Source organism: Curtobacterium uvaldense (assembly GCF_028307415.1).
In the GTDB taxonomy this organism is placed as follows: Bacteria; Actinomycetota; Actinomycetes; order Actinomycetales; family Microbacteriaceae; genus Curtobacterium.
Map to the genome: position 1 here is coordinate 1 of NZ_JAQMHU010000016.1, position 21,473 is coordinate 21,473.

General features: G+C 72.6%; 19 protein-coding genes and 1 pseudogene. 4 read left to right on the plus strand and 16 right to left on the minus strand.

What is annotated here, in order from left to right; all coding sequences use genetic code 11:
* Window positions 1-156: 156 nt before the first annotated feature.
* From PIJ49_RS10495 to PIJ49_RS10515, 5 genes are all read right to left on the minus strand, one after another.
* Window positions 157-1,632, minus strand: a complete 1,476-nt coding sequence (locus tag PIJ49_RS10495; RefSeq protein ID WP_271826552.1) for an APC family permease — start codon at window positions 1,630-1,632, stop codon at window positions 157-159.
* 377 nt (window positions 1,633-2,009) lie between these two features.
* Complete coding sequence (locus PIJ49_RS10500) at window positions 2,010-2,882, minus strand: hypothetical protein (RefSeq protein ID WP_081985143.1); 873 nt, start codon at window positions 2,880-2,882, stop codon at window positions 2,010-2,012.
* A gap of 82 nt (window positions 2,883-2,964) precedes the next feature.
* The gene (locus tag PIJ49_RS10505; protein ID WP_058729653.1) at window positions 2,965-3,822 is read right to left on the minus strand and encodes an alpha/beta fold hydrolase; all 858 of its coding nucleotides are present in this window, start codon (window positions 3,820-3,822) and stop codon (window positions 2,965-2,967) included.
* A 213-nt stretch (window positions 3,823-4,035) separates the two neighbouring features.
* The gene (locus PIJ49_RS10510; RefSeq protein ID WP_271826554.1) at window positions 4,036-4,554 is read right to left on the minus strand and encodes a methylated-DNA--[protein]-cysteine S-methyltransferase; all 519 of its coding nucleotides are present in this window, start codon (window positions 4,552-4,554) and stop codon (window positions 4,036-4,038) included.
* Entirely contained in the window at window positions 4,551-6,095 is a 1,545-nt protein-coding gene (locus tag PIJ49_RS10515; RefSeq protein WP_271826595.1) for a DNA-3-methyladenine glycosylase 2 family protein, read from the minus strand. Before PIJ49_RS10515 ends, PIJ49_RS10510 begins: the two co-directional genes overlap by 4 nt.
* Before the next feature lie 204 nt (window positions 6,096-6,299).
* Between PIJ49_RS10515 and PIJ49_RS10520 the strand changes: the two genes are divergently transcribed.
* Window positions 6,300-6,863 (plus strand): molybdenum cofactor biosysynthesis protein, encoded by a 564-nt coding sequence (locus PIJ49_RS10520; RefSeq protein WP_334212825.1) that lies wholly within the window; start codon window positions 6,300-6,302, stop codon window positions 6,861-6,863.
* Between the two features lie 120 nt (window positions 6,864-6,983).
* On the opposite strand, the gene PIJ49_RS10525 is transcribed toward PIJ49_RS10520, so the two are convergent.
* From PIJ49_RS10525 to folE, 5 genes are all read right to left on the minus strand, one after another.
* Entirely contained in the window at window positions 6,984-7,529 is a 546-nt protein-coding gene (locus PIJ49_RS10525; protein WP_058750492.1) for a type 1 glutamine amidotransferase domain-containing protein, read from the minus strand.
* A gap of 89 nt (window positions 7,530-7,618) precedes the next feature.
* Window positions 7,619-8,272 (minus strand): HAD-IA family hydrolase, encoded by a 654-nt coding sequence (locus tag PIJ49_RS10530; protein WP_271826556.1) that lies wholly within the window; start codon window positions 8,270-8,272, stop codon window positions 7,619-7,621.
* Window positions 8,273-8,289: 17 nt separating this feature from the next.
* Complete coding sequence (locus PIJ49_RS10535) at window positions 8,290-9,036, minus strand: pyrimidine reductase family protein (protein WP_271826557.1); 747 nt, start codon at window positions 9,034-9,036, stop codon at window positions 8,290-8,292.
* Window positions 9,033-9,971, minus strand: coding sequence for a dihydropteroate synthase (gene folP, locus PIJ49_RS10540; RefSeq protein WP_271826558.1), 939 nt, complete (start codon window positions 9,969-9,971; stop codon window positions 9,033-9,035). Before folP ends, PIJ49_RS10535 begins: the two co-directional genes overlap by 4 nt.
* A complete protein-coding gene (gene folE, locus PIJ49_RS10545) occupies window positions 9,968-10,573 on the minus strand; it encodes a GTP cyclohydrolase I (protein WP_271826559.1) in 606 nt (201 codons plus the stop codon). Before folE ends, folP begins: the two co-directional genes overlap by 4 nt.
* Before the next feature lie 147 nt (window positions 10,574-10,720).
* Here folE and PIJ49_RS10550 point away from each other — a divergent pair, with 147 nt between their 5' ends.
* The gene (locus tag PIJ49_RS10550; protein ID WP_209684873.1) at window positions 10,721-12,193 is read left to right on the plus strand and encodes an NCS2 family permease; all 1,473 of its coding nucleotides are present in this window, start codon (window positions 10,721-10,723) and stop codon (window positions 12,191-12,193) included.
* A gap of 157 nt (window positions 12,194-12,350) precedes the next feature.
* Here PIJ49_RS10550 and PIJ49_RS10555 read toward each other — a convergent pair whose 3' ends face one another.
* The 3 genes from PIJ49_RS10555 to PIJ49_RS10565 all read right to left on the minus strand — a co-directional run bounded on the left by PIJ49_RS10555 (window position 12,351) and on the right by PIJ49_RS10565 (window position 14,946).
* Window positions 12,351-12,830: a hypothetical protein gene (locus tag PIJ49_RS10555; RefSeq protein WP_271826560.1), complete on the minus strand. Its 480-nt coding sequence runs from the start codon at window positions 12,828-12,830 to the stop codon at window positions 12,351-12,353.
* 278 nt (window positions 12,831-13,108) lie between these two features.
* The gene (locus tag PIJ49_RS10560; protein WP_209684871.1) at window positions 13,109-14,377 is read right to left on the minus strand and encodes an MFS transporter; all 1,269 of its coding nucleotides are present in this window, start codon (window positions 14,375-14,377) and stop codon (window positions 13,109-13,111) included.
* A complete protein-coding gene (locus tag PIJ49_RS10565; RefSeq protein WP_066657186.1) occupies window positions 14,374-14,946 on the minus strand; it encodes an ArsR/SmtB family transcription factor in 573 nt (190 codons plus the stop codon). The genes PIJ49_RS10560 and PIJ49_RS10565 overlap by 4 nt, the downstream gene beginning before the upstream one ends.
* 111 nt (window positions 14,947-15,057) lie before the next feature.
* On the opposite strand from PIJ49_RS10565, the gene PIJ49_RS10570 reads away from it, so the two are divergent.
* Complete coding sequence (locus PIJ49_RS10570; protein WP_251155168.1) at window positions 15,058-15,573, plus strand: DUF1697 domain-containing protein; 516 nt, start codon at window positions 15,058-15,060, stop codon at window positions 15,571-15,573.
* Between the two features lie 16 nt (window positions 15,574-15,589).
* On the opposite strand, the gene budC is transcribed toward PIJ49_RS10570, so the two are convergent.
* The 3 genes from budC to PIJ49_RS10585 form a co-directional block, all read right to left on the minus strand.
* Window positions 15,590-16,357 (minus strand): meso-2,3-butanediol dehydrogenase, encoded by a 768-nt coding sequence (gene budC / locus PIJ49_RS10575; RefSeq protein WP_251155167.1) that lies wholly within the window; start codon window positions 16,355-16,357, stop codon window positions 15,590-15,592.
* A 197-nt stretch (window positions 16,358-16,554) separates the two neighbouring features.
* Window positions 16,555-19,065: a glycoside hydrolase family 65 protein gene (locus PIJ49_RS10580; RefSeq protein WP_066657193.1), complete on the minus strand. Its 2,511-nt coding sequence runs from the start codon at window positions 19,063-19,065 to the stop codon at window positions 16,555-16,557.
* A gap of 85 nt (window positions 19,066-19,150) precedes the next feature.
* Window positions 19,151-19,912: an HAD family hydrolase gene (locus tag PIJ49_RS10585; protein WP_271826561.1), complete on the minus strand. Its 762-nt coding sequence runs from the start codon at window positions 19,910-19,912 to the stop codon at window positions 19,151-19,153.
* Between the two features lie 165 nt (window positions 19,913-20,077).
* On the opposite strand from PIJ49_RS10585, the pseudogene PIJ49_RS10590 reads away from it, so the two are divergent.
* Window positions 20,078-21,426, plus strand: a pseudogene (locus PIJ49_RS10590) (APC family permease).
* Window positions 21,427-21,473: the final 47 nt, after the last annotated feature.

Sequence of the window (21,473 nt, forward strand, 5' to 3'; positions counted from 1 at the left end):
GCGGACGGCGGCGCGGGCGGCGGACGGCGGCGCGGGCGGCGGACGGCGGCGCGGGCTGCTCCGGCACAACCAGAAGCACCTCGCGCCACGGCGATCCGTGGCGCGAGGTGCTTCCCGTTGTGCGCGCGGCGAAGCCGCCGGCGAGGCCGCCGCCCGCTACTGCAGGCCCTTGCCCACCCGGCTGTTGCGTCGGCTGTAGCCGAAGTAGATCGCGAACCCGATCGCCAGCCAGGCGATGAAGCGCAGCCAGGTCTCGACCTCGAGGTTGAGCATGAGCCAGAAGCACAGCACCGCGGAGAGGATCGGCAGGACCGGCACCCACGGCACCCGGAAGGCTCGCGGTGCGTCCGGGCGGGTCTTGCGCAGCACCACGATGCCGATCGACACGAGCACGAACGCCGAGAGCGTGCCGATGTTGATCATGCCCTCGAGGCGCTCGACGGCGGTGAACCCGGCGATGAACGCGACGACGACACCGGCGACGACCTGCACCCGCACCGGGGTCTGCGTCTTCGGGTTCGTCTTCGAGAACCAGCGGGGCAGCAGACCGTCGCGGCTCATCGAGAAGACGATGCGGGACAGGCCGAGCAGCAGGACCATCACCACGGTGGTCAGGCCGATGAGCGAGCCGATCGCGATGATGCCCGCGGCCCACGGCAGTCCGACGATGTCGAAGGCGGAGGCGAGGGACGGCGCTTCCTCGTCGGCGAGCCGCTGGTAGGAGACCATGCCCGTGATGACGATGCTGACGCCGATGTAGAGCAGCGTGACGATGCCGAGGCCGATGAAGATGCCTCGGGGCAGGGTCTTCTGCGGGTTCTCGGTCTCCTCGGCGCTCGTCGCCACGACGTCGAAACCGATGAAGGCGAAGAACACGAGCGAGGCCGCGGCGAGCAGGCCGAACACGCCGTACTGCGCCGGGGCCTGACCGGTCACGAAGGACACGAGCGACTGCGTCAGCACACCGCCCTCGGCGCCCTTGGACGCCTCGGCCGGCGGGACGAACGGGGTGAAGTTCGCGGCCTTGACGAAGAACGCCCCGGCGACGATGACGAAGACGACGATCGCGACCTTGATGATCGTGATGACGGCGGAGACGCGGGACGACAGGCGGGTGCCGAACGCGAGCAGCAGCGTGAAGACGCCGACGATGAGGACCGGGCCCCACGTGAAGCCGATCGGGCCGAGCTGGATCGTGTCGGGGAGGTCGAAGCCGAAGACCCCGAACGCGGTGCTCAGGTAGATGCCCCAGTACTTCGCGATGACGGCGCTCGCGGTCAGGGTCTCGAGGATGAGGTCCCACCCGACGATCCACGCGAGCAGCTCGCCCATCGTGGCGTACGTGAACGTGTACGCGGAGCCGGCGACCGGGATGGTCGAGGCGAACTCGGCGTAGCACATGATCGCCAGGCCGCACGTGACGGCTGCGAGCAGGAACGAGATGATGACGCTCGGGCCGGCGAAGTTCGCGGCGGCGTTCGCGCCGACCGAGAAGATGCCGGCGCCGACGGCGACCGCGATGCCCATCGCGGCGATGTCGAACGTCTTGAGGGACCGCTTGAGCGAGCGGCCCTCCTCCTCGGAGTCGGCGAGGGAGGCCTCGATCGACTTGATGCGGAGCGGTGATGCCATGGAGGTTCCCGTCGAACGGCTGGCGATGGACCCCGTGAGGGTACTGGTGTACCACCCCGGCTCGCAAACGGTGTCGCCCCGGGACACGGGGCCAGCAGCACCAGCCGTCCGGACGGTGCGCGGCGCTGGCGTCCGGGCGAGGGCGGCGCTGGCGTCCGGGCGAGACGGCGTGGGGTGCGAGACGACGGCGTCCCGGCGAGACGCCGTCGACGCGTCGGGACACCGCCGGATCCGGGACCGTCTCGAGGCACTCAGGGCGTCTGGTGCAGACGCCGGCGTCTCGGCACCCGGGCACCCGTGCAGACGCGGCATCGCGGCATCGGCCTGGAGGCTCGGCGCGGGTCCGGCGCGAGGGGGGCGCCCGAACGCGGGGCGGCTCAGGCGCCGCGGCGCCAGTCGGCCAGGAAGCGCGCGCCCGCCTCGTCGTGGATCACACCGTCGTCCGCGGTGAGCACCGGGTACGGCGTCGCCGGCACCCCGTCCGCCGGCCGGACGTCCACGTGCGCGACGTCGTGCCCGTTGGCGTGCAACCAGTCCGCCATCGCGTAGTCGCTGCGCGAGTCGCCCACGGTCCGCCAGGTCACCGGCAGCTCCCCGTCCTGCGCGAGCAGCTCGAGGGCTCGCTCGGCACCCATGTCCTTGCCGGACCGGTCGGACTCGACGTCGGTGGAGATGATCGTCGGGTCGACGCGCCACTGCACCGCGCCGTCGGCGTCCGGTCGGACGTCGTCGAGCCGGCGGACACCGAGCCCGCGCCGCTCCAGCGCCGCCATCGCCTTCGCGTCGAACTCGGCCTGGCGGGCGAGGTACGCGGCGTTCGGCACCTCGACGCGCTGCTCGATCGAGACCATCGCGTGCTTCGTCTCGTCGAAGAACACCAGGTCGGCGTACTCGTCACGGACGAGGTCGCGCATCTCGTCGGCGAAGTCCCGCGGGAGCGCGAGGTCCTCGGCGATCACCAGGTCGCTCATCCCGCCCTCGTACTGCGGGCCGATCGAGCACCAGACGGCACCCTTCTCGCACACCGCGTGCACCCGGCCGCCCTCCGCGAGCCCTCCGGCGATCAACGGACCGACGACCTGCTCGCGGATGAACGCGTCGCTGCGGCCGGTGTTGAAGACGATCGGGACGCCCTCGGCGGCGAGCGCGACGAGGTCCGCCACGATCGAGGGGATCGCGATCGTCCGGGTCACCGGGCTCGCGATGGGTCCGTCGACGTCGAGCAGCAGGCCGAGGCGGGGAGCAGTCACGCCACCATCCTCTCGCACCCGCGATGCCCACCCTCCCGCGTCGGCCGGTGACGACCGACCGCAGCGGCTCCGGGCGCGCACGTCACTCGGGCGCGGGCAGCCCGACGAACCGGTCGACCAGGTGCCGCAGCACCTTCGGCTCCGGCACGTGCCCCTGACCGGGGACGACGAGGTGCCGCGAGCCGGGCACCGCCTCGGCCAGCGCGACCGAGGCCTGCCGCATCCACTCGGCGCCGCCGTCGCCCGAGGCCACGAGCACCGGGACGCCGACCGACGCCGCCACCCGCTCGGGGACGGAGAGGCCGTTGAGCACCCGGACGTCCCGGGAGAGCACGTGTGCGTCGGCCAGGAGCGACCGCCACAGTCCGGGCTTCAGGCGCGCCGCGGTGATGTGCGGGATCGGGATGCCGAGCACCCGGGACAGGAAGGCCCGCACCGCCTGCGCCCGGCGTCCGGCCGCGACGTGCCCGTCGAGGAAGTCCGCGAACAGCACGTCGTCGCCCTGCGGGTCGACCGTGGCGCGGTACGGCGGCTCCCAGAGCACCGCGCGCCCGAACGGCACGCCGGCGGCGAGGCCACGCAGCACCACCCCTGCACCGACGCACCACCCCACCGCGTCAGCCGGGCCGTCGACGGACGCCGCGACCGCCGCCAGGTCCTCGACCTCGCGCTCGACCGACCACGGCGCGGTGTCCCCGCTCGCACCCCGACCCCGTCGGTCGTAGGTGACGACCCGGTAGCGGTCGCTGAGGGCCGCGACCATCCGGTCGACCGCCGGGCTGCCGTGGTGGTCCCAGGCGCCGCCGACCAGCACCAGGGCGGGCCCGGAGCCGCTCTCGGCGACCGCGAGCGGTGTGCCGTCCGCGGACACGACCGTGCGGTCGACGTGCGCGGGGTCCCCCGGCTGCTGTCCGGGCGGGGCGTGCTGGTCGGGGGGCATGGGTCCTTCCGAGGTGCGCGACGGCGCTGCGTCGGGTCCTGCGGAGGGACCGTGCGGGTCGGTACCCAGAGCATGACAGTCCGGACCGTGAGCGTCACCACCCGCAACCAGGGGGAGCGCTCCACGTTCCCTGTGCACTCTGCTCGGTCGACCCTGCTCGGGCTCCGCTCGGTCGCCGCTCGGTCCCCGCTCGGTTCCCGCGCACGGAGCTGCTCAGGCGAGCGCGGTCACGCCGACCGACTCGCGCTCGAGCAGGGAGCGCTTGACGTCGAGCCCCCACGCGAAGCCGCCGAGCGTCCCGTCGGACCGCAGCACCCGGTGACACGGCACGAAGAGCGCCGGGGCGTTCCGCGCGCAGACGCTCGCAGCCGCGCGGACGGCGTCCGGTCGCCCCATGGCCGCCGCGAGCTCGGTGTACGTCAGGACGGTGCCGGCCGGGATCGCGCGGAGCTGCCGCCAGCCCTCGGCGAACAGGTCGGTGCCGTGCTGCCGGACCGGGACCCGCATCGCCGTCTCGACGTCGCCGGCGTAGAAGGCCTCGACCGCCTCGGCCGCGTGCACCCGGCCGTCGATCAGCCGTCGTGGGCGGTGCCGATCGGCCAGCCGCGCGAGCAACCGTGCGGAGTCGTCGGTCCACCCCGACGCGAGCACGTGCCCCTCGTCGTCCTCGAGCACCGTGAAGGGACCGTCGGGGGTGTCGAGCGTCTGGATGGTCGTCGTGGGCTCGGTCATGCTGTCTCCTCCTGGTGGTCCGTCGCCGCTGCTGCCTCCGCCGTCGCGCTCGCGCGGTCGACGATCGGACGCCAGCAGTGCATCGTCAGGTAGCTCCGCCACGGCGCCACCTGCTCCGACCGTAGGGAGAGCTCGCGGGCGCCACCGGGCAGTCCGAGTTCCTGTGCACCGTTCCGCACGGCGAGGTCGCTGTGCAGGAACACGTCCGGGTGGTGCCGGACCCGCAGGGCCACGTAGTCCGCCGTCCACGGCCCGATGCCCTTCACCGCCAGGAGCCCGGCGCGCAGCTCCGCGAGGGACTGTCCCGCGTCGACGACGAGCGACCCGTCGGCGAGCGCCGCCGCGACGCGCAGGATCGTGTCCACCCGTGCCGCGGGTCCCCGCAGGACCTCGTGCCCGCGGGTCGCGATCGTCGTCGCGGTCGGGAACAGCAGCCCGTCCTCGGCCAGCCCCGGGTCGACCGACTCCCCGAGGGCTGCGACGAGCCGGGCCTGTGCGGTGCGGGCGGCGGCCACGGAGACCTGCTGCCCGATCAGGGTGCGGAACACGACCTCGTGTGCGTCGACGGCGCCGGGGAGGCGGATGCCGGGGACCCGGGCGACCGCCGGGGCGAGGACGGGGTCCGTGGCGAGGACGGCGTCGACCGCCTCGGGGTCGGCGTCGAGGTCGAACAGGGCCCGCACCCGCGCCACGAGGGTCGGCAGGTCGGAGAGCGTCGTGAGCCGGACTCGCAGGGCGACCCCGACGCGCCCCGCGCCCCTGCCGACCCCGTCGGTGGCGGGGGCCGAGGCGGTGAAGCGGGCCGGGCCTCCCGGCAGGGCGACGAGGCGACCGTAGGCCGTGACGCGGCCCGAGGCGTCCCGCTCGACGTGCTCCAGCCCCGGCAGCGCGTGGAGCGCGTGCCAGTCGAGCAGGCCCTGCAGGTCGAAGGGCGCGCGGGCGGGGAGGTGGACGTGCAGCCAGCCGTCGTCGGCCGACGCCGGGCGGTCGGTCCGGCGCGCGCGGAGCTCGGAGGGGGTGAGGGCGAAGACCTCGCGCACGGTGTCGTTGAACTGCCGGACGCTCGTGAAGCCGGAGGCGAACGCGACGTCGGCCACCGGCAGGTCCGACGAGGTCAGGAGCGTCCGCGCGGTCTGTGCACGGTGCGCCCGGCTGAGGGCCTTCGGTCCGGCCCCGAGCTCCTCGGTCATGATCCGGCCCAGCTGCCGCTCGGAGTACCCGACGCGGGCGGCCAGGCCGGGTACCCCCTCGCGCTCGACGACGCCGTCGAGGACGAGTCGGACGGCACGGCCGGCGACGTCCTCACGGAGGTCCCACTCCGGGCTGCCCGGCGTCGCCTCGGGCAGGCAGCGCTTGCACGCGCGGAAGCCGGCGAGGTGGGCGGCGGCACTCGTGCGGTAGAACGTGACGCCCTCGGCGCGCGGGGTCCGGGCGGGACAGCTCGGGCGACAGTAGATGCCGGTCGAGTGCACGGCGGTGACGAACTGGCCGTCGAACCGGGCGTCGCGGGAGGCGACGGCGCGGTGGCGCTCGGCGTGCAGCTCGTCGGGCTGCGCGTCGGGCTGCGGCTCCGTGCCGGGTGCGGGGTTCGTCACGCGGTCAGCCTGGCACGGGCCCCCGACAGGTACTGGCGGGAATCGGACACGGCAGCGGGGCGGCGGTGTGCACCGGCGGTCGGCGGCTGTGTCGAGACGACGGCAGCGGGACAGCGGTGCCGGCCGGGAGGCACGACTACCGTGGGCGCCGTGACCTCCGTCGACGACGTGGCCGGCCCCGGCGACCTGCCCTTCCGCACCGACGTCGAGCTCGCGATGCTGCTCGTCTCCCCGCACCACCGCTACGAGGGGCGCCCGGCGGACGGGGCGCTGCCGGCCGCGGGCCCGGAGCTCCGCGACCGGATCGAGCTCCGGGCGGGACTCGGCATCGTCGGTGACCGCTACTTCGCCGCACGGGCGCACGTGCACGCCACCGTCACGGTGATCGGTCTCGAGGGGCTCGACGCCGTGGCCGAGGCGGTGGGTGCCACCGTCGACCCCGCGGCGACCCGGCGCAACGTGTACCTGCGGGGTGCCGACGTCGAGGCACTCCGGGGTTCGCCGTTCTCGCTCGAGAGCCCGGGGTCCGGCGGTCCGGTGTCCTTCCGCGGGTACCGGCCGGCGAACCCGTGCGCCTGGATGGACCACGAGGTGGCTCCCGGCGCGTTCCGGGCGATGCGCGGTCTGGGCGGGGTTCGCTGCGACCCGGAGTCCGACGGCGTGCTCACCCTCGGGCCCGCGGTGCTCCGCACAGCGCGCCCCGTCGCGCTCTGACGGACGGACGTGCCCGGCGCTCCCCGCCCGTTCCGGCCGCTCCGGGGAACGCACCGTGGGCGGCACTTCGCAGCGCCGTAGCCCTGCGAGGTGCCGCCCATGGTGCGTGGTGCGAGCGGGTCAGGCGGTGAGCGCCTGCTCGATCGCGTCGACGAACGCCGGCAGGTCGTCGGGGTTGCGCGACGTGATCAGGCCGCCGTCGACCTGGACCTCCTGGTCGACCCACTCGGCGCCGGCGTTGCGCACGTCGGTCTGCAGCGAGGGGAACGAGGTGATGGTCTTGCCCTGCAGCACACCGGCCTCGATGAGGGTCCACGGGCCGTGGCAGATCGCGGCGACGGGCTTGCCCGCCTCGGCGAAGGCCTTCACGAGTGCGACCGCGTCCGAGTCTTGGCGGATGGTGTCCGCGTTGATGGTGCCACCGGGGACGACGAGTGCGTCGTAGTCGCCTGCGCCGCTGACACTGCCGATGGTGGTGTCGACCGAGACCGACTTGCCCGGGTCCTTGTCGCCGACGAGGGTCTCGATCGAGCCGGACTCCTGCGCCGCCACCGTGACGTCGGCACCGCGCTCGCGGAGCTGGTCGGTGGGGACGACGATCTCGTCCTGCTCCACGCCGTAGTTCGTCGCGATGACGAGGATCTTCTTGCCGTCGAGGGCTGCCATGGTCGCTCCTTCCGCTGCCGGGGGTCTCCCGGCGCGATGTCCACGGTCGTCCGGACGGCCTGGGGACGTTCGCAGTCCGGAGCCGACGTTCAGCCCCGGATGCGGAAAGCGGACCCCTCGCGGACGACCTCGATGCCGTCGTACCCCGTGATGCGCGGCAGCCCTGCGGTGACCGGTGCCTCGAGCGTCCCGACGACGACGGTCGTGGCTCCGGAGGCGACGGCGGCCTCGACCCCGGCGGGGGCGTCCTCGAACGCCAGGCACCGCTCCGGCGGCACCCCGAGCAGCGCGGCACCACGCAGGTAGCCCTCGGGGTGCGGCTTGCTCCGCTCGGCGTCCTCCGAGGGCACGAGGGCCTCGGGCACCGGGACCCCCGCGGCCCGCATCCGCTCCACCGCGAGCTCCCGCGGCGCGCTCGTGACGAGGGCGACCGGCACACCGGTGTCGAGCAGGCGCTGCACGAACGCGCCCGCTCCCGGCACCTCGACGATGCCCTCGGTGTACCCGATCTCGGCGGCGATCATCGTCGCGACGATCGCCCGCTGCTCGTCCGGGGCCAGGTGCGGCAGGAAGCGCTGCACGGTGTCGATCGTCTGCCGCCCGTGCGAGAAGCCGAGGATCTCGGTGGGGTCGATGCCGTGCTCCGCACCGAAGCGGCTCCACGCCTCCTCGACCATGGCGGTCGAGTCGACGAGCGTCCCGTCCATGTCGAACAGCACCCCGGACACCACGACGTCGATCACGCGTCCGACCCTAGCCGCTACCGGTCGCGCACCCACCGGGTCAGCAGCACACCGCCGTCGCCGAGCAGCACGTGCGCGGGCCGCATCCGGCGCAGCTCCGGCGAGGACCCGGTCGCGATGCGCGGACCCTCGCCGCCCTCGAGCGTCGGGTCGATCGTCAGCGTCAGTTCGTCGACCGCGTCGGCGGCGACGAGCGCCCCGAGGAACGACGGACCGCCCTCGCAGTGGATCCGGTCGAGGCCCCGAACGGCCAGGGCGTCCCGCACGGCACCCACGTCGACAGCATCCGAGCCGCAGTCCACGACGTCCGCGACGGACGCCAGGGCCTGCCCGGACGACGACGCGGCACCGGACCCGGACGTCAGCACGATCGGCCGCACCGGAGCCTCGGTGAACACCCGCGAGCCCGCGTCCACCGACGCGGAGTTCGTGACGATCGCGAAGACCGGGTGGTCGGGCATCCCGTTCGCGCGGCGCCAGGCGACGTCCTCGTCGTGCAGCACCATCGGGCCGTACTCCTCGTCGCGCACGGTGCCGGCGGCCACGAGCACGACGTCGGCGACCCGGCGGAGCAGGTCGAACACGCGCAGGTCGTCGTCCCCGCCGAGGGACGCCGTGCGACCCGACGCGGACGCCGAACCGTCGAGCGTCGCGACGAAGTTCACCCGCAGCCAGGGGCCGTCGGGGACGTCCGCGGTGTACCGGTCGAGCAGCTCGTCGTCGGACAGGTCGGCGATCGACGCCGGCAGGGAGGGGCTGTTCACGTGTTGTGCCTCGCTTCCACGGGTTCGCGCCAGCCGAGGACCGCCTCGATCATGCGCATCGCGTCGACGCTCTCGACGACGTCGTGCATGCGGACGATCCGGGCGCCGAGCATCGCGCTGACGGTCGCTGCGGCGAGCGACCCCGACAGGCGAGCACCACGGGCGCGCCCGAGGGACTCCCCCACGAAGTCCTTGTTCGACACCGCTGCGAGCACCGGGAACCCGAGCGCGACGACCTCGGGCAGCCGTCGGGTCAGCTCGAGCGTGTGCACGGTGTTCTTGTTGAGGTCGTGCCCGGGGTCGACGATGATCCGCGACTCGGGGATCCCCGCTGCGAGCGCACGGTCGACCCGCTCGCGCAGGAAGTCCACGACCGAGGCGGTCACGTCGGCGTACGTCGGCGGCGTCGGCAGCTGCTGGCGCGGCGGGGCGGTCGAGTGCGTTATGACGACGGTCGCGTCGGAGTCGGCGACCACGGACGCCATCCGCGGGTCGGACAACCCCGTGGTGTCGTTGACGACGCTGGCCCCCGCAGCGATCGTCGCCGCAGCGACCTCGGGCCGGAAGGTGTCGACCGAGATCACGACGTCGGACTGCTCGGCGAGCTGGGACACGACCGGCAGCACCCGGTCGATCTCGTCGTCGGCGGACAGCTCGGGCCCCGGCGCGAACTTCACCCCGCCGATGTCGACCCAGTCGGCCCCCTGGTCGGCAGCGCGGACGGCGGCCTCGACGGCCCGGTCGAGTGCGAAGGTCGCGCCCTTGTCGTGGAAGGAGTCCGGCGTGCGGTTCACGATCGCCATGACGGCGATGCGGTGGTCGAAGTCGAAGGTGCGGCGCCCGATGGTGCGGACCGGGTCGCGCAGGGCCGGCACGACCCAGCCGGGTGCGGGTGTCACGGCCTGGAGGCCCGTGGTCGGCTGCTCGCTCGTCATGCGTCCGCCCCGTGGTCGGCACCAGCACCGGCACCGATGAGTGCGATCGCCTCGGCCCGCCCCGCCGCGTCGGCCAGGGAACCGGTCGCCGCGACGGTCACCGTCGACGAACCCGACTGCCGTTCGCCGCGAGCGGTGACGCACTGGTGGGTGGCGTCGAGCACGACGAGCACACCGGCGGCGTCGAGTCCCTCGGTGACGGCTGCGGCGACCTGCTCGCCGAGACGCTCCTGCAGCTGCGGCCGCGAGGCCACGGCGTCGAGCACGCGCGACAGGGTCCCGAGGCCGATGAGCTGCTCGCCCGGCGCGTACGCCAGGTGGGCGACGCCGATGAACGGCAGCAGGTGGTGCTCGCACATCGAACGGAACCGCACGTCGCGGACGACCACGAGCTGCCCGCGCTCCCCGTCCTCGGAGTGCACGGCGCCGGAGCGTGCGATCGCGGTGGCGTCGACCCCCATGCCGGCGAAGAACTCGGCGTACGAGTCGGCGACGCGTGCCGGGGTCCGTTCGAGCTCGGGGCGGTCAGGGTCGTCGCCGACGGCGAGGAGGAGCTCACGCACGGCGGCTTCGACCCGCGCGCGGTCCAGACGTTCGTTCACGCTCTCATCCAACACCGTCGGATGGCCGCAGAACGCGGCCGCCTGTCGGACGCACCGTCCCCCGGGTCGGTGACCCGCGCCTCCAGGCCGGTGCCCTGCAGCGACACACGAGCCGCTCGGACTCCCAGCGTTCTGTAAACTCGTTCGGTGAGCGCCCAGCAGACCGACACCCCGCCCCGGAACCGCTTCGCATCCGGCCTCGACCGCTTCTTCTCGATCACGCACCGCGGGTCGAGCATCCCCCGTGAGATCCGTGGTGGTCTCGTCTCCTTCGTGACGATGGCCTACATCGTCATCCTCAACCCGCTGATCCTCGGCGGGTTCAGCCAGGACCAGGCGCCGCAGGACGTCCTCGGCGGCTGGCTGCAGAACGCGCAGGTCGCTGCCGCGACCGGCCTCGTCGCCGGTGTGATGACGATCGCGATGGGCCTCGTCGCGAACCTGCCGTTCGGGATCGCCGCGGGCCTCGGGATCAACTCGTTCCTCGCCGTGAGCGTCGTGCACCAGGTGACCTGGGCCGAGGCGATGGGCCTCGTCGTCATCAACGGTGTGGTGATCGTCATCCTCGCGTTGACCGGCATCCGGACGATGATCTTCACGGCCGTGCCCGCGCAGCTCAAGGCCGCGATCACCGTCGGCATCGGTCTGTTCATCGCGTTCATCGGACTCGTCGACTCGGGGTTCGTCCGCACCACGAAGAACGCCTCGCCGCCGCTGCAGCTCGGTGAGGACGGCTCCGTCGCGGCCCTGCCCACGATCGTGTTCCTGATCGGCCTGGTCATCATCGGCACGCTCATGGCCCGCCGGGTGAAGGGCGCGCTGCTCATCGGCATCATCGGCACCACCGTGATCGCCATCGTCCTGCAGGCGATCTTCAAGGTCCCCACCTCGGTCGACTCCCCCACCGGCTGGAACCTCAACGCCCCCGGCCTGCCGAACGCCCTCTTCGCGCTGCCGGACTTGTCGCTCGTCGGGCACGCCGACGTCTTCGGAGCGTTCACCCGCATCGGCCCGGTCGCCGCGTCGATGCTCGTCTTCACCCTCGTCTTCACGAACTTCTTCGACGCGATGGGCACGATGACCGGGCTCGCGAAGGCCGCCGGTGTCGCGAAGCCCGACGGCACCTTCCCCCGCCTGAAGTCGGCGCTCGTCGTCGAGGGTGCCGGCGCCATCGCCGGTGGTGGCGCCTCGGTGTCGTCGAACACGGTGTTCATCGACTCGGCGTCGGGCATCGGCGAGGGCGCCCGCACGGGCATGGCCTCGGTCGTGACGGGCCTGCTGTTCCTGGCGTCGATGTTCCTCACGCCCCTGACCCAGGTCGTCCCGCTCGAGGTCGCGGCCGCCGGACTCGTCGTCGTCGGTGCGCTCATGGTCGCGCAGGTGAAGGACATCGAGTGGAGTGACTTCGGGGCTGCGCTGCCGGCGTTCCTGACGATCGTCGTGATGCCGCTGACCTACTCGATCGCGAACGGCATCGGCGCCGGCTTCATCAGCTGGGTGCTCATCAAGCTGCTGTCCGGCCGCGGCCGCGAGGTCTCCTGGCTCCTCTACGTCGTGGCTGCGGGCTTCCTGCTGTACTTCGCGCGCGGGCCGCTCGAGGCGTTGCTCGGCGTCGGGTAGCGCGCTCCCGCTTCCGCGTACCGCGCTTTCGGCGCTTTCCGCGAGACGCAACGTGGGCGGTTCTTCGCAGCGACGTTCCGCTGCGAGGGGCCGCCCACGGTGCGTTCCGCGAGAGTGCGTCCGGTGCGTCCGGTGCGTCCGGCCGGGAGGCGCGTCGTCAGTCCGACACGTCGGCCGGCTTGGCCTCGTGGCGGCGTCGGCCCGGGGTGCGCCGGTCCTCCTTCATGCTCGCCTCGAACAGGTGGCGCTTCCCGCCGACGAGCTGGTCGCGGGCGGTCTGCTCGAGCTCCTTCGCGAGGGCGTAGTAGTTGTCGTCGTAGTCCTCGACGATCTGGAACGTCCACCGCCCGTCGATGACGTTGCGGCCGACCAGCTCGGTGTCGATCCGCTCGGCGAGCTCGGTGTGGCCGGCCTTCCGGAGCTGTTCGACGGCCTCGCCGAGGTTCAGGTCCGCGGTCCCGGTGAGTCGGTGGAACCCGTAGAGCAGGCCCCGTGCGTGCTCGAGCACCTCGAGTGCGGCCGACAGCGTGCCGAGCGCCTCGACCGTCGCCTCGGACACCCCCTCGGGCACCACGTGTGCGTCGTCCGGTCCCTGTCCGTCTGCTGCCTGGCCGTCTGCGTTGCGCTCGTCCGTCATGCTCCTCGTCTACCGGAGCGTCGCTCGGGTCGCTCCGAGCAAGTGCGGGACGGGCTCCTTCGTCGCGTTCGGCTGGTGCGGTCGTGCGCTGGTTCGACTCGCTCGCGCACGACCGTAAGCACGTCGCACCACGGAACTCCGTGGTGCGACGTGCTTCCGGTGGTGCGGCGTGACAACCGACCGCGCCGCCGCGAGCGCCGCGGCCGGCCGCCCCGCGAGCGCTGCCGACCGGCTGGCCGGCCGACCGGCCGGCCGCCCCGCGAGCGCTGCCGACCGGGCTACGGGACCGGGACCGTCGGCGGCACGGCCGCGGGCGCCGTCGCCGTCGGGCGCTCCATGAGCCGCCAGGACCCACCGAGCAGCGGCGACAGCGTGACGATCGTGTAGACCACGGCCACGATCGCGAACGTCCCGGTCACGCCGATGCCGTCCGCAGCGATGCCCCCGAAGAGTCCGCCGAGCGGGATGCCCGCCCACGACCCCGCCGACAGGAGCCCGAACACCCGGGCCCGCATGTGCGACGGGATGCGCTCGAGCTCGACGGCCCCCAGGATCGGGTTGAGCGCGCCCGCCGCGAAGCCCGACAGCACGCACGCGCCGAGCACCCACGGCAGCCCGAGTCCGAGTGCCGGCACCGCGAGCGACGGCCCGCCGGCCAGGACGAAGCACACCACGAACGTGATCCGCCGGGGCACCCGGTGCGCCACGTACCCGAACGCGAGGGACCCGAGGAACGCCGCACCACCGAAGGTCCCGCTGACGATCCCGAGCGACTGCGCGCCGTCGAGCACTCGGTCAGCGTAGAGCGGGAGCAGCGCTGTCGAGCGCGCCGCGTCGAGCAGGTTCGTCACGAGCACGAGCGCGATGACGAGCCGGAAGAGCGGGTCGCGCACGCAGAAGCGCAGCCCGGCGCCGAGGTCGCGCCAGTACCCGGCGGACGGCTCGGCGGCGCCCGCGTCGGTCGCGGGCGCGACGACGACACCCCGCAGCGTGACGGCGGCGAGCACCGCTGCCGCCCCGAACACGGCGGCGGTCACGGCCAGTGCGGGCAACGGCCCGACGGCACCCACGAGCAGTCCCGCCGCGGGGGCGCCGAGCAGCACCGAGAAGCGCACCGACGCCTCGAAGTGGCCCACGGCACGCTCGAGCGGGATCCCCGCCGCCGTCGCGAGTCCCGGCAGGAGCACCCGACGGCCCGACTCCCCCGGGGTGTCGAACAGGCCGCCGAGGAACACGAGCACGAGCAGCGCCCAGGCCGGCAGCCCGACCGTCCACGCCAGGAGCGGGATCGCGACGAGCGTCACGGCGCTGACCAGGTCGGACGCCACGCTCGACCGGACGAACCCGAAGCGCTCGACGAGCACGCCGCCGAAGGCCCCGCCGAGCACGATCGGGATCGTCGCCGCGAAGGCCGCGATGCCGACGTCCGTCGCCGACCCGCCGCGGGAGAGCACCACGAACGGCACCGCGATCGTCGTCGCGACGTTCCCGGTCCGCGAGACCACCTGGACGGCGAGCAGCGACCGCAGCCGCCAGTGCGCGTTCACGGGCGCGCCGACCGGTAGCTCTGGACGACCGCGGTGACCCGCTCGGCACCGTCGCCGGGTTCGTGCTCGGCGCTCCGCGCCTCCCACCGGTCGAGGACGCCCTGCAGCTCCGACCCGAGGGCACGCAGCTCGTCGATCGTCAGCCGGAGGGTCCGGTCGCCGCTGTTCGACGCCGCGACCCACTCGCGCCCGAAGGCCGGGACGTGGTCGAGGAACGCCGTGTACTCGTCGGCGTACGCCTGCGCGACGGTCCGGTCGAGCGCGGTGCCGGCGACCATCCGGTCGGGGTCGTCGAAGCCGTCCGCGAGGTCCCACGACGTGTGCTGCGCGACCGCCCGCCACCAGCGCTCACGTCGGTCGGTGCCGAGCTCGGGTGCGGGTTCGATGAAGCCGGCGTCGGCCAGGCGCTTGCAGTGGTAGCTGATCGTCCCCGGTGCCTCGTCGACCTGCTCGCCGAGCATCGCCGCGGTCTGCGGGCCACCGGTCCGGAGCAGCCCGACGAGCCGCAGCCGGGTCGGGTGGGCGAGCGCGCGCATCTGCGCCGCGTCGTCGAGTCGCTGCACGTCCATGGCTCGACCATAGGTGCACAACACGTCTTGTGCAACGTTTCTTGCGCAATGGTCGTTGCGGATCAGTCGGGAGGCTCGCCCCACCGCCGCCGGGCAGGCTACGGTTCCGGCATGGCCAGGTGGGTCGCGCTGCTGCGTGGGGTGAACGTCAACGGGATCACGATCCGGAACGCCGAGCTCGCGGCGCTGTTCGGGGGTCTCGGGTACACCGACGTGCGGACGGTGCTCGCCTCGGGCAACGTCGTGTTCACGGCACCGGGCGACGCGTCGGCGGTGCAGACCGCCGTCGAGCAGGCCCTGCGGGACCGCTTCGGGTACGACGCCCGGATCGTCCTCGTCCCGCACGAGCGACTCGCCGAGGTCGTCGACGGCTTCCCGTTCGACTCCGCCCCCGACCGGCACGACCACGTCGTCTTCGGCTCCGACGACGCCGCCCTCGACGGCCTGGTCGCCGACCTGTCGCTCGACGACGGTGTCGAGCGGGTGGCCCGGGGCGACGGTGTCGTCTACTGGTCCTGCCCGAAGGGCTCGAGCACCGACACCGCGTTCGCGAAGCGGGCCGCCGCCGCGCGCTTCCGGCGCACGACGACGACCCGCAACACGAACACCCTGCGCAAGCTGCTCTGAGCCGCGCGTCGGACGGTCAGGACTGCGCGGGCTGCCCGTTGCTCGCGGTCGTCCCGCCGTCGACCGGCAGGATCGCTCCCGTGATGTAGGACGCAGCGTCGCTGGCCAGGAACAGGACCGCTGCAGCGACCTCCTCCGAGCGCCCGCCGCGACCGAGCGAGACACGCTCCGCGAACGCGTGCTGGAGCTCCTCGTCCTCGGCCTGCTGCTGGGTCATGTCCGTCCAGATGAGGCCCGGCGCGACCGCGTTCACCCGGACACCGAACTGCCCGTTGTCGAGCGCCGCGGCCTTCGTGAAGTTCGAGACGCCGCCCTTCGCCGCGTTGTACGGGCTCATCCGCCAGTCGGCGTCCATCCCGGAGACCGATGACGTGTTCACGACCGACCCCTTGGTCTCCCGCAGGAACGGCAGCGCCGCGCGCGTGCCGTAGAACACGCTCGACAGATCGGTCTCGATGACCCGGTGCCACTCGTCGGGCTCGATGTCGGTGATGTCGCCGGAGGTGAAGGTGCCGGCGTTGTTCACGAGCACGTCGACGCGGTCCCACCGATCCACCGCGTTGGACACGATCGTCTCCCACGCCGCCGGGTCGGCCACGTCGGCCTGCAGCGCGACCGCACGACCGGTCGGCAGGCTGTCGGCGACGGCACGGACCTTGTCCTCGACACTGTCGACGAGCAGCACGGCAGCTCCCTCGTCGACGAACGCCCGCGCGGTGGCCTCGCCGATGCCCGACCCGGCTCCCGTGACGATCGCGACCTTGCCCTCGAACCGCTTGTCCATGTGTGTCTCCTCTCGATGCACTGCTCGTGCCGCAGGAGACGCCGTCGGCCCGGGGGCACGGACGACCACGGTGCCCGCACCCGCCTGGGCGCGTGTGCAGGCGGGACGGAGGCGGCACCGGTGCCGGTGTGGAGGGTACGGAGACGACGGGAGGCGCGGCGCGGGGCGGACCCGCACCGCGCCTCCCGGCCGGACGATCAGGCGGTGGTCTCGTCGAGGTCGAGGTTCCGGTCCAGCGAGATCATCGGGATCGACGCCGTGATGACGGAGCCGTCCGCCCGGAGCGTGCCCTGGATGTCGCTCGTGGTGGGCGCGTGCCCGCTCATCCGCGGCCCGTGGTGGGCGAGCGGCACGACCGTCGGCGCCCCCGCGGTGACGTCCCACTGCTGGTTGTGCACCCACGCGGTGAAGCCCTCGCCGGTCTCCACCGTGAAGGTCATCGCGTCCTCTTCCAGGTCGACCCGGACGCGCGAGCCGTGCACCTGGATGCGGTAGGTCAGGCGCTCCCAGTCCTTCGGCAGGCGCGGGTTGAACGTCATCCGGCCACCGTGGTCGCGCATGCCGCCGAAGCCGTTCACGAGCGCACCCCAGATGCCGCCCGTCGACGCGATGTGCACGCCGTCCGCGGTGTTGCCGTGCAGGTCGGCGAGGTCGACGTAGAGCGCCGTCAGGAAGTACTGCGCCGCCAGGTCGTGGTACCCGACCTCGGCCGCCATGATCGACTGGACCACGGCGGAGAGCGTCGAGTCACCGGTCGTCAGGGCGTCGTAGTAGTCGAAGTCGCGACGCTTCTCGGCCGCGGTGAACTCGTGGCCCTGCAGGAACAGCGCGAGCACGACGTCGGCCTGCTTGAGCACCTGGAACCGGTAGATCACCAGCGGGTGGTAGTGCAGCAGCAGCGGCCGCTTGGACTCGGGCGTGTTCTCGAGGTCCCAGAGCTCCTTGTCGAGGAACTGGGCGTCCTGCGGGTGGATGCCGCGGTGCGGGTCGAACGGGATCTCCATCGACTCGGCGGCGTGCTCCCACTCGGTGACCTCGTCGTCGACGAGCCCGGTGCGCCGGACCATGCGGCCGTACTCCTCCGGGTCGTCGGTCGCGAGCTGCCGGCACGCGTTCACCGCGAACCACAGGTTGGCCCGCGCCATCACGTTCGTGTAGAGGTTGTCGTCGACGACCGTCGTGTACTCGTCGGGCCCGGTGACCCCGTCGATGTGGAACTTCCGGTCGCCGTTCGACCGCCAGAAGCCCAGGTCGGACCACAGGCGGGCGGTCTCGACCAGGATGTCGATCGCCCCGCGCTTCAGGAAGTCGGTGTCGCCCGAGGCCCGCACGTACTGCATGAGCGCATGGGCGATGTCCGCATCGATGTGGTACTGCGCGGTGCCGGCCGCGTAGTACGCGCTCGACTCCTCGCCGTTGATCGTCCGCCACGGGAAGAGCGCTCCGCGCTGGTTCAGCTCCCGCGCCCGCGACCGAGCGGCGTCGAGCATGTTGTAGCGGAAGCGCAGCGCGTTCCGCGCGACGATCGGCGCCGTGTACGACAGGAACGGCAGGACGTAGATCTCCATGTCCCAGAAGTAGTGACCGCCGTACCCGGAGCCCGTGACGCCCTTCGCCGCGATGCCGTGTCCGTCGGTGCGGGCGGTGGCCTGCGCGAGCATGAACAGGTTCCACCGGACCGCCTGCTGGATCGCGGGCTGCCCCGGGATCTCGACGTCGCTGCGCGTCCAGTAGTCGTCCATCCACGCGCGCTGCTTGGCGAAGGTCTCCTCGACCGTCTCGGCGCGCGCACGGTCGAGCGTCCGCTCGCACCGGTCGGCGAGCTCCCGCGCCGGCACCCCGCGGGACGTGTGGTACACCATGTGCTTCACGAGCCGGATCGGCACCCCGGCGCGGGCCTGCACGCGGTAGACGTGCTTCGCGAGGTCGTCCTCGATCGACGACGCCTCGTCCCACGAGTTCTCGGTCTCCAGGTGGTGCTCGACACCGACGCAGATCGTCATGCCCGAGCTCGACGCCTGGTAGCCGAGCAGCGAACGACCGCCCGTGCTGCGCTTGAGCTTCGGCTCGAGCACCCGCTCGGTGAACGCCTCGGCCTTGCGGGGGTCGAAGGCGTTCGCCGCAGCCCGCATGCCCGCGTGGTACTCGTCCTGCACGTCCTGCCGGTTGAGGATCTGGCTCGACAGCAGGATCGAGGCGTCCCCGTCGAGCACGGTGACCTCGTAGTCGATGACGGCGAGGTGCCGGTCGGTGAACGACACGAGTCGACGGGCACGGATGAGCACCCGCTTGCCGGACGGCGTCGACCACTCCGTCTCGCGGTACAGGTAGCCGCCGCGGAACTCGAGCCGACGGGTGTGCCGCAGGATGTCGGCCTCGGCCAGGACCAGCGGCTCGTCGTCGACGTACAACCGGATGACCTTGGCGTCGGGCGCGTTGATGATCGTCTGCCCGGTCTTGGCGAAGCCGAAGGCGTCCTCGGCGTGCCGGATCGGCCAGGTCTCGTGGAAGCCGTTGACGTACGTGCCGTACTGCACGCCGCCGCGGCCCTCGTCGAGGTTGCCGCGCAGGCCGAGGTAGCCGTTGCCGACCGCGAAGTTCGTCTCCGCGACGCCCTGCTCGTCCGGGGCGTACTCGGTCTCGACGAGCGCCCACTCGTCGACCGGGTAGCGGACGCGGTCGAGGGGGTCGGAGGTGATGGGGTTCATGGCGTGTGCTCCGTGGGAGGGAGGAGTCGTGCGGTGGTCGGACGGTCTGGCCACGCCGTCGGGGCCGTTCCGGTGGGACGGGAGGCTAGCTGGTGCGCGGGGCCGGGAGCTGGTCGACGAGTTCGGCGAGGTCCTGGAGGACGACATCCGCGCCGTGCTCGCGCAGCGCGTCGGCTCCGGCGCCGCGGTCCACGCCGACGACGAGCCCGAAGGCACCGTTCCGACCGGCCTCGACCCCGCTCGTGGCGTCCTCGACGACGACGCACTCGGCCGGGGCCAGCCCGAAGCGCCCGGCGGCGTCGAGGTAGGTGTCCGGCGCGGGCTTGCCGGCGAGGCCGTCCTGACGCGCGACCAGGCCGTCGACGACCACCGGGAAGTGGTCGAGGATCCCCGCCGTCCGCAGGACCTGCGTCGCGTTCGCCGAGCTCGACACGACGGCGACCTGCATGCCGGCGGCGATCGCGGCGACGAGGAACCGGAGCGACCCCGGGTACGGCTCGACGCCGTGCTCGGTCAGCTCGGCCGTGAACTCGGCGTTCTTGCGGTTGCCGAGCGCGCACACGGTGTCGCTCCCGGGGGCGTCGTCCGGCGCGCCCTGCGGGAGCTCGATGCCCCGGGACGCCAGCAACGAACGGACCCCGTCGTAGCGGGGCTTGCCGTCGATGTGGTCGAAGTAGTCCTGCTCCCTGTACGGCGCAGCGCCGTGCTCGGACAGGAACGACGTGAACAGGCGGCTCCACGCGCGCATGTGCACGTCGGCGGTGGGCGTCAGCACGCCGTCCAGGTCGAACAGGAGTGCCCGCGTGTCGGCGAGTCGTGCGGGCGTGCGCCGGTCCGGCATCGTCATCGGAGTTCCTCTGGTCTCGGTGGTCGGTTCGGCTCCGATCGAGTCTAGGACCGCCCCGGCTCGGACGCTCAGGCTCGGGAGGACCCGTGTCGACCGCGCCGAGCGGACCTTCCGGGAGCGCTCGGACCGCTCCCCGTCGAGGTTGGGCGTGACGGAAGGCACCACATGAGCACCACCACGACGGCCCAGGACGGCTCGGGCTCGAAGCTCAAGCAGGCGATCACCGGCCCGCTCCTGTTCCTCTTCATCCTCGGCGACGTGCTCGGCGCCGGCATCTACGCCCTCAGGGCACCCTGTCGAAGGACGTCGGCGGCGCGCTCTGGACACCACTGGTCCTCGCGCTGCTCCTGGCCCTGCTGACCGCGGGCTCGTACGCCGAGCTCGTGACGAAGTACCCGAAGGCCGGTGGCGCCGCGGTGTTCGCCGAGCGGGCGTACCGGACGCCGATCGTGTCGTTCCTCGTCGGCTTCAGCATGCTCGCCGCCGGTGTCACGAGCGCCGCGGGGCTCTCGCTGGCGTTCGCGGGCGACTACCTCGGCACCTTCGTGGACCTGCCGCCGGTGCCGACGGCGATCGTGTTCCTCGCACTCGTCGCCTGCCTGAACGCCCGGGGCATCTCCGACTCGCTGCGCAGCAACGTCGTCATGACGATCATCGAGGTCTCCGGCCTGGTCATCGTCATCGTGGTCGTCGCGGTCATGCTGGGCGGCGGAGGCGGCGACGTCTCGCGCATCGGCGCCTTCCCCGCCGAGGCGAACCTCGCACTCGCGACCCTGAGCGCCGCGATCGTCGCCTACTACTCGTTCGTCGGCTTCGAGACCTCGGCGAACATCGCCGAGGAGGTCCGCGACGTCCGTCGCATCTACCCCCGCGCGCTGTTCGGATCCCTCGCCACCGCCGGCGTCGTCTACGTGCTCGTCGCGCTCGCGAGCTCGATCGCCCTGCCGGCCTCGGAGCTGTCCGGGTCGAGCGGCCCCCTGCTGGCCGTCGTGTCGGCGACCGGCGTGCCGATCCCCGACTGGGTGTTCAGCCTCATCGCCCTGGTCGCCGTCGCGAACGGCGCGCTCCTCACGATGATCATGGCGAGCCGCGTCACGTACGGCATGGCGGAGCAGCGGCTCCTGCCCGCCCTGCTCGCGAAGGTCCTGCCGAACCGGAAGACCCCGTGGGTCGCCATCGTCGCGACCACCGTCGTCGCGATGCTCCTGACGCTCGTCGGTGACGTCGGAACCCTCGCCGAGACCGTCGTGCTCCTGCTGCTGTTCGTCTTCATCAGCACGAACGTCGCCGTGCTGGTGCTGCGGAAGGACAGGGTCGAGCACGACCACTTCCGTGTGTGGACGTGGGTGCCGGTGCTCGGGGTGGCGTCCTGCATCCTGCTGCTCACGCAGCAGAGCGGGCAGGTCTGGCTGTACGCCGCCCTGCTGCTGGCCGTCGGCGTGGTGCTGTACTTCGTCGCCCGCGCGACGGGTCGCCGGACCGGTCGCGACCACGAGGCGGGCCGCATCCACTGATCACTCCCCGATCAGCCGACGGTCTGGAGGCTCGGTGCCGGCTGGCA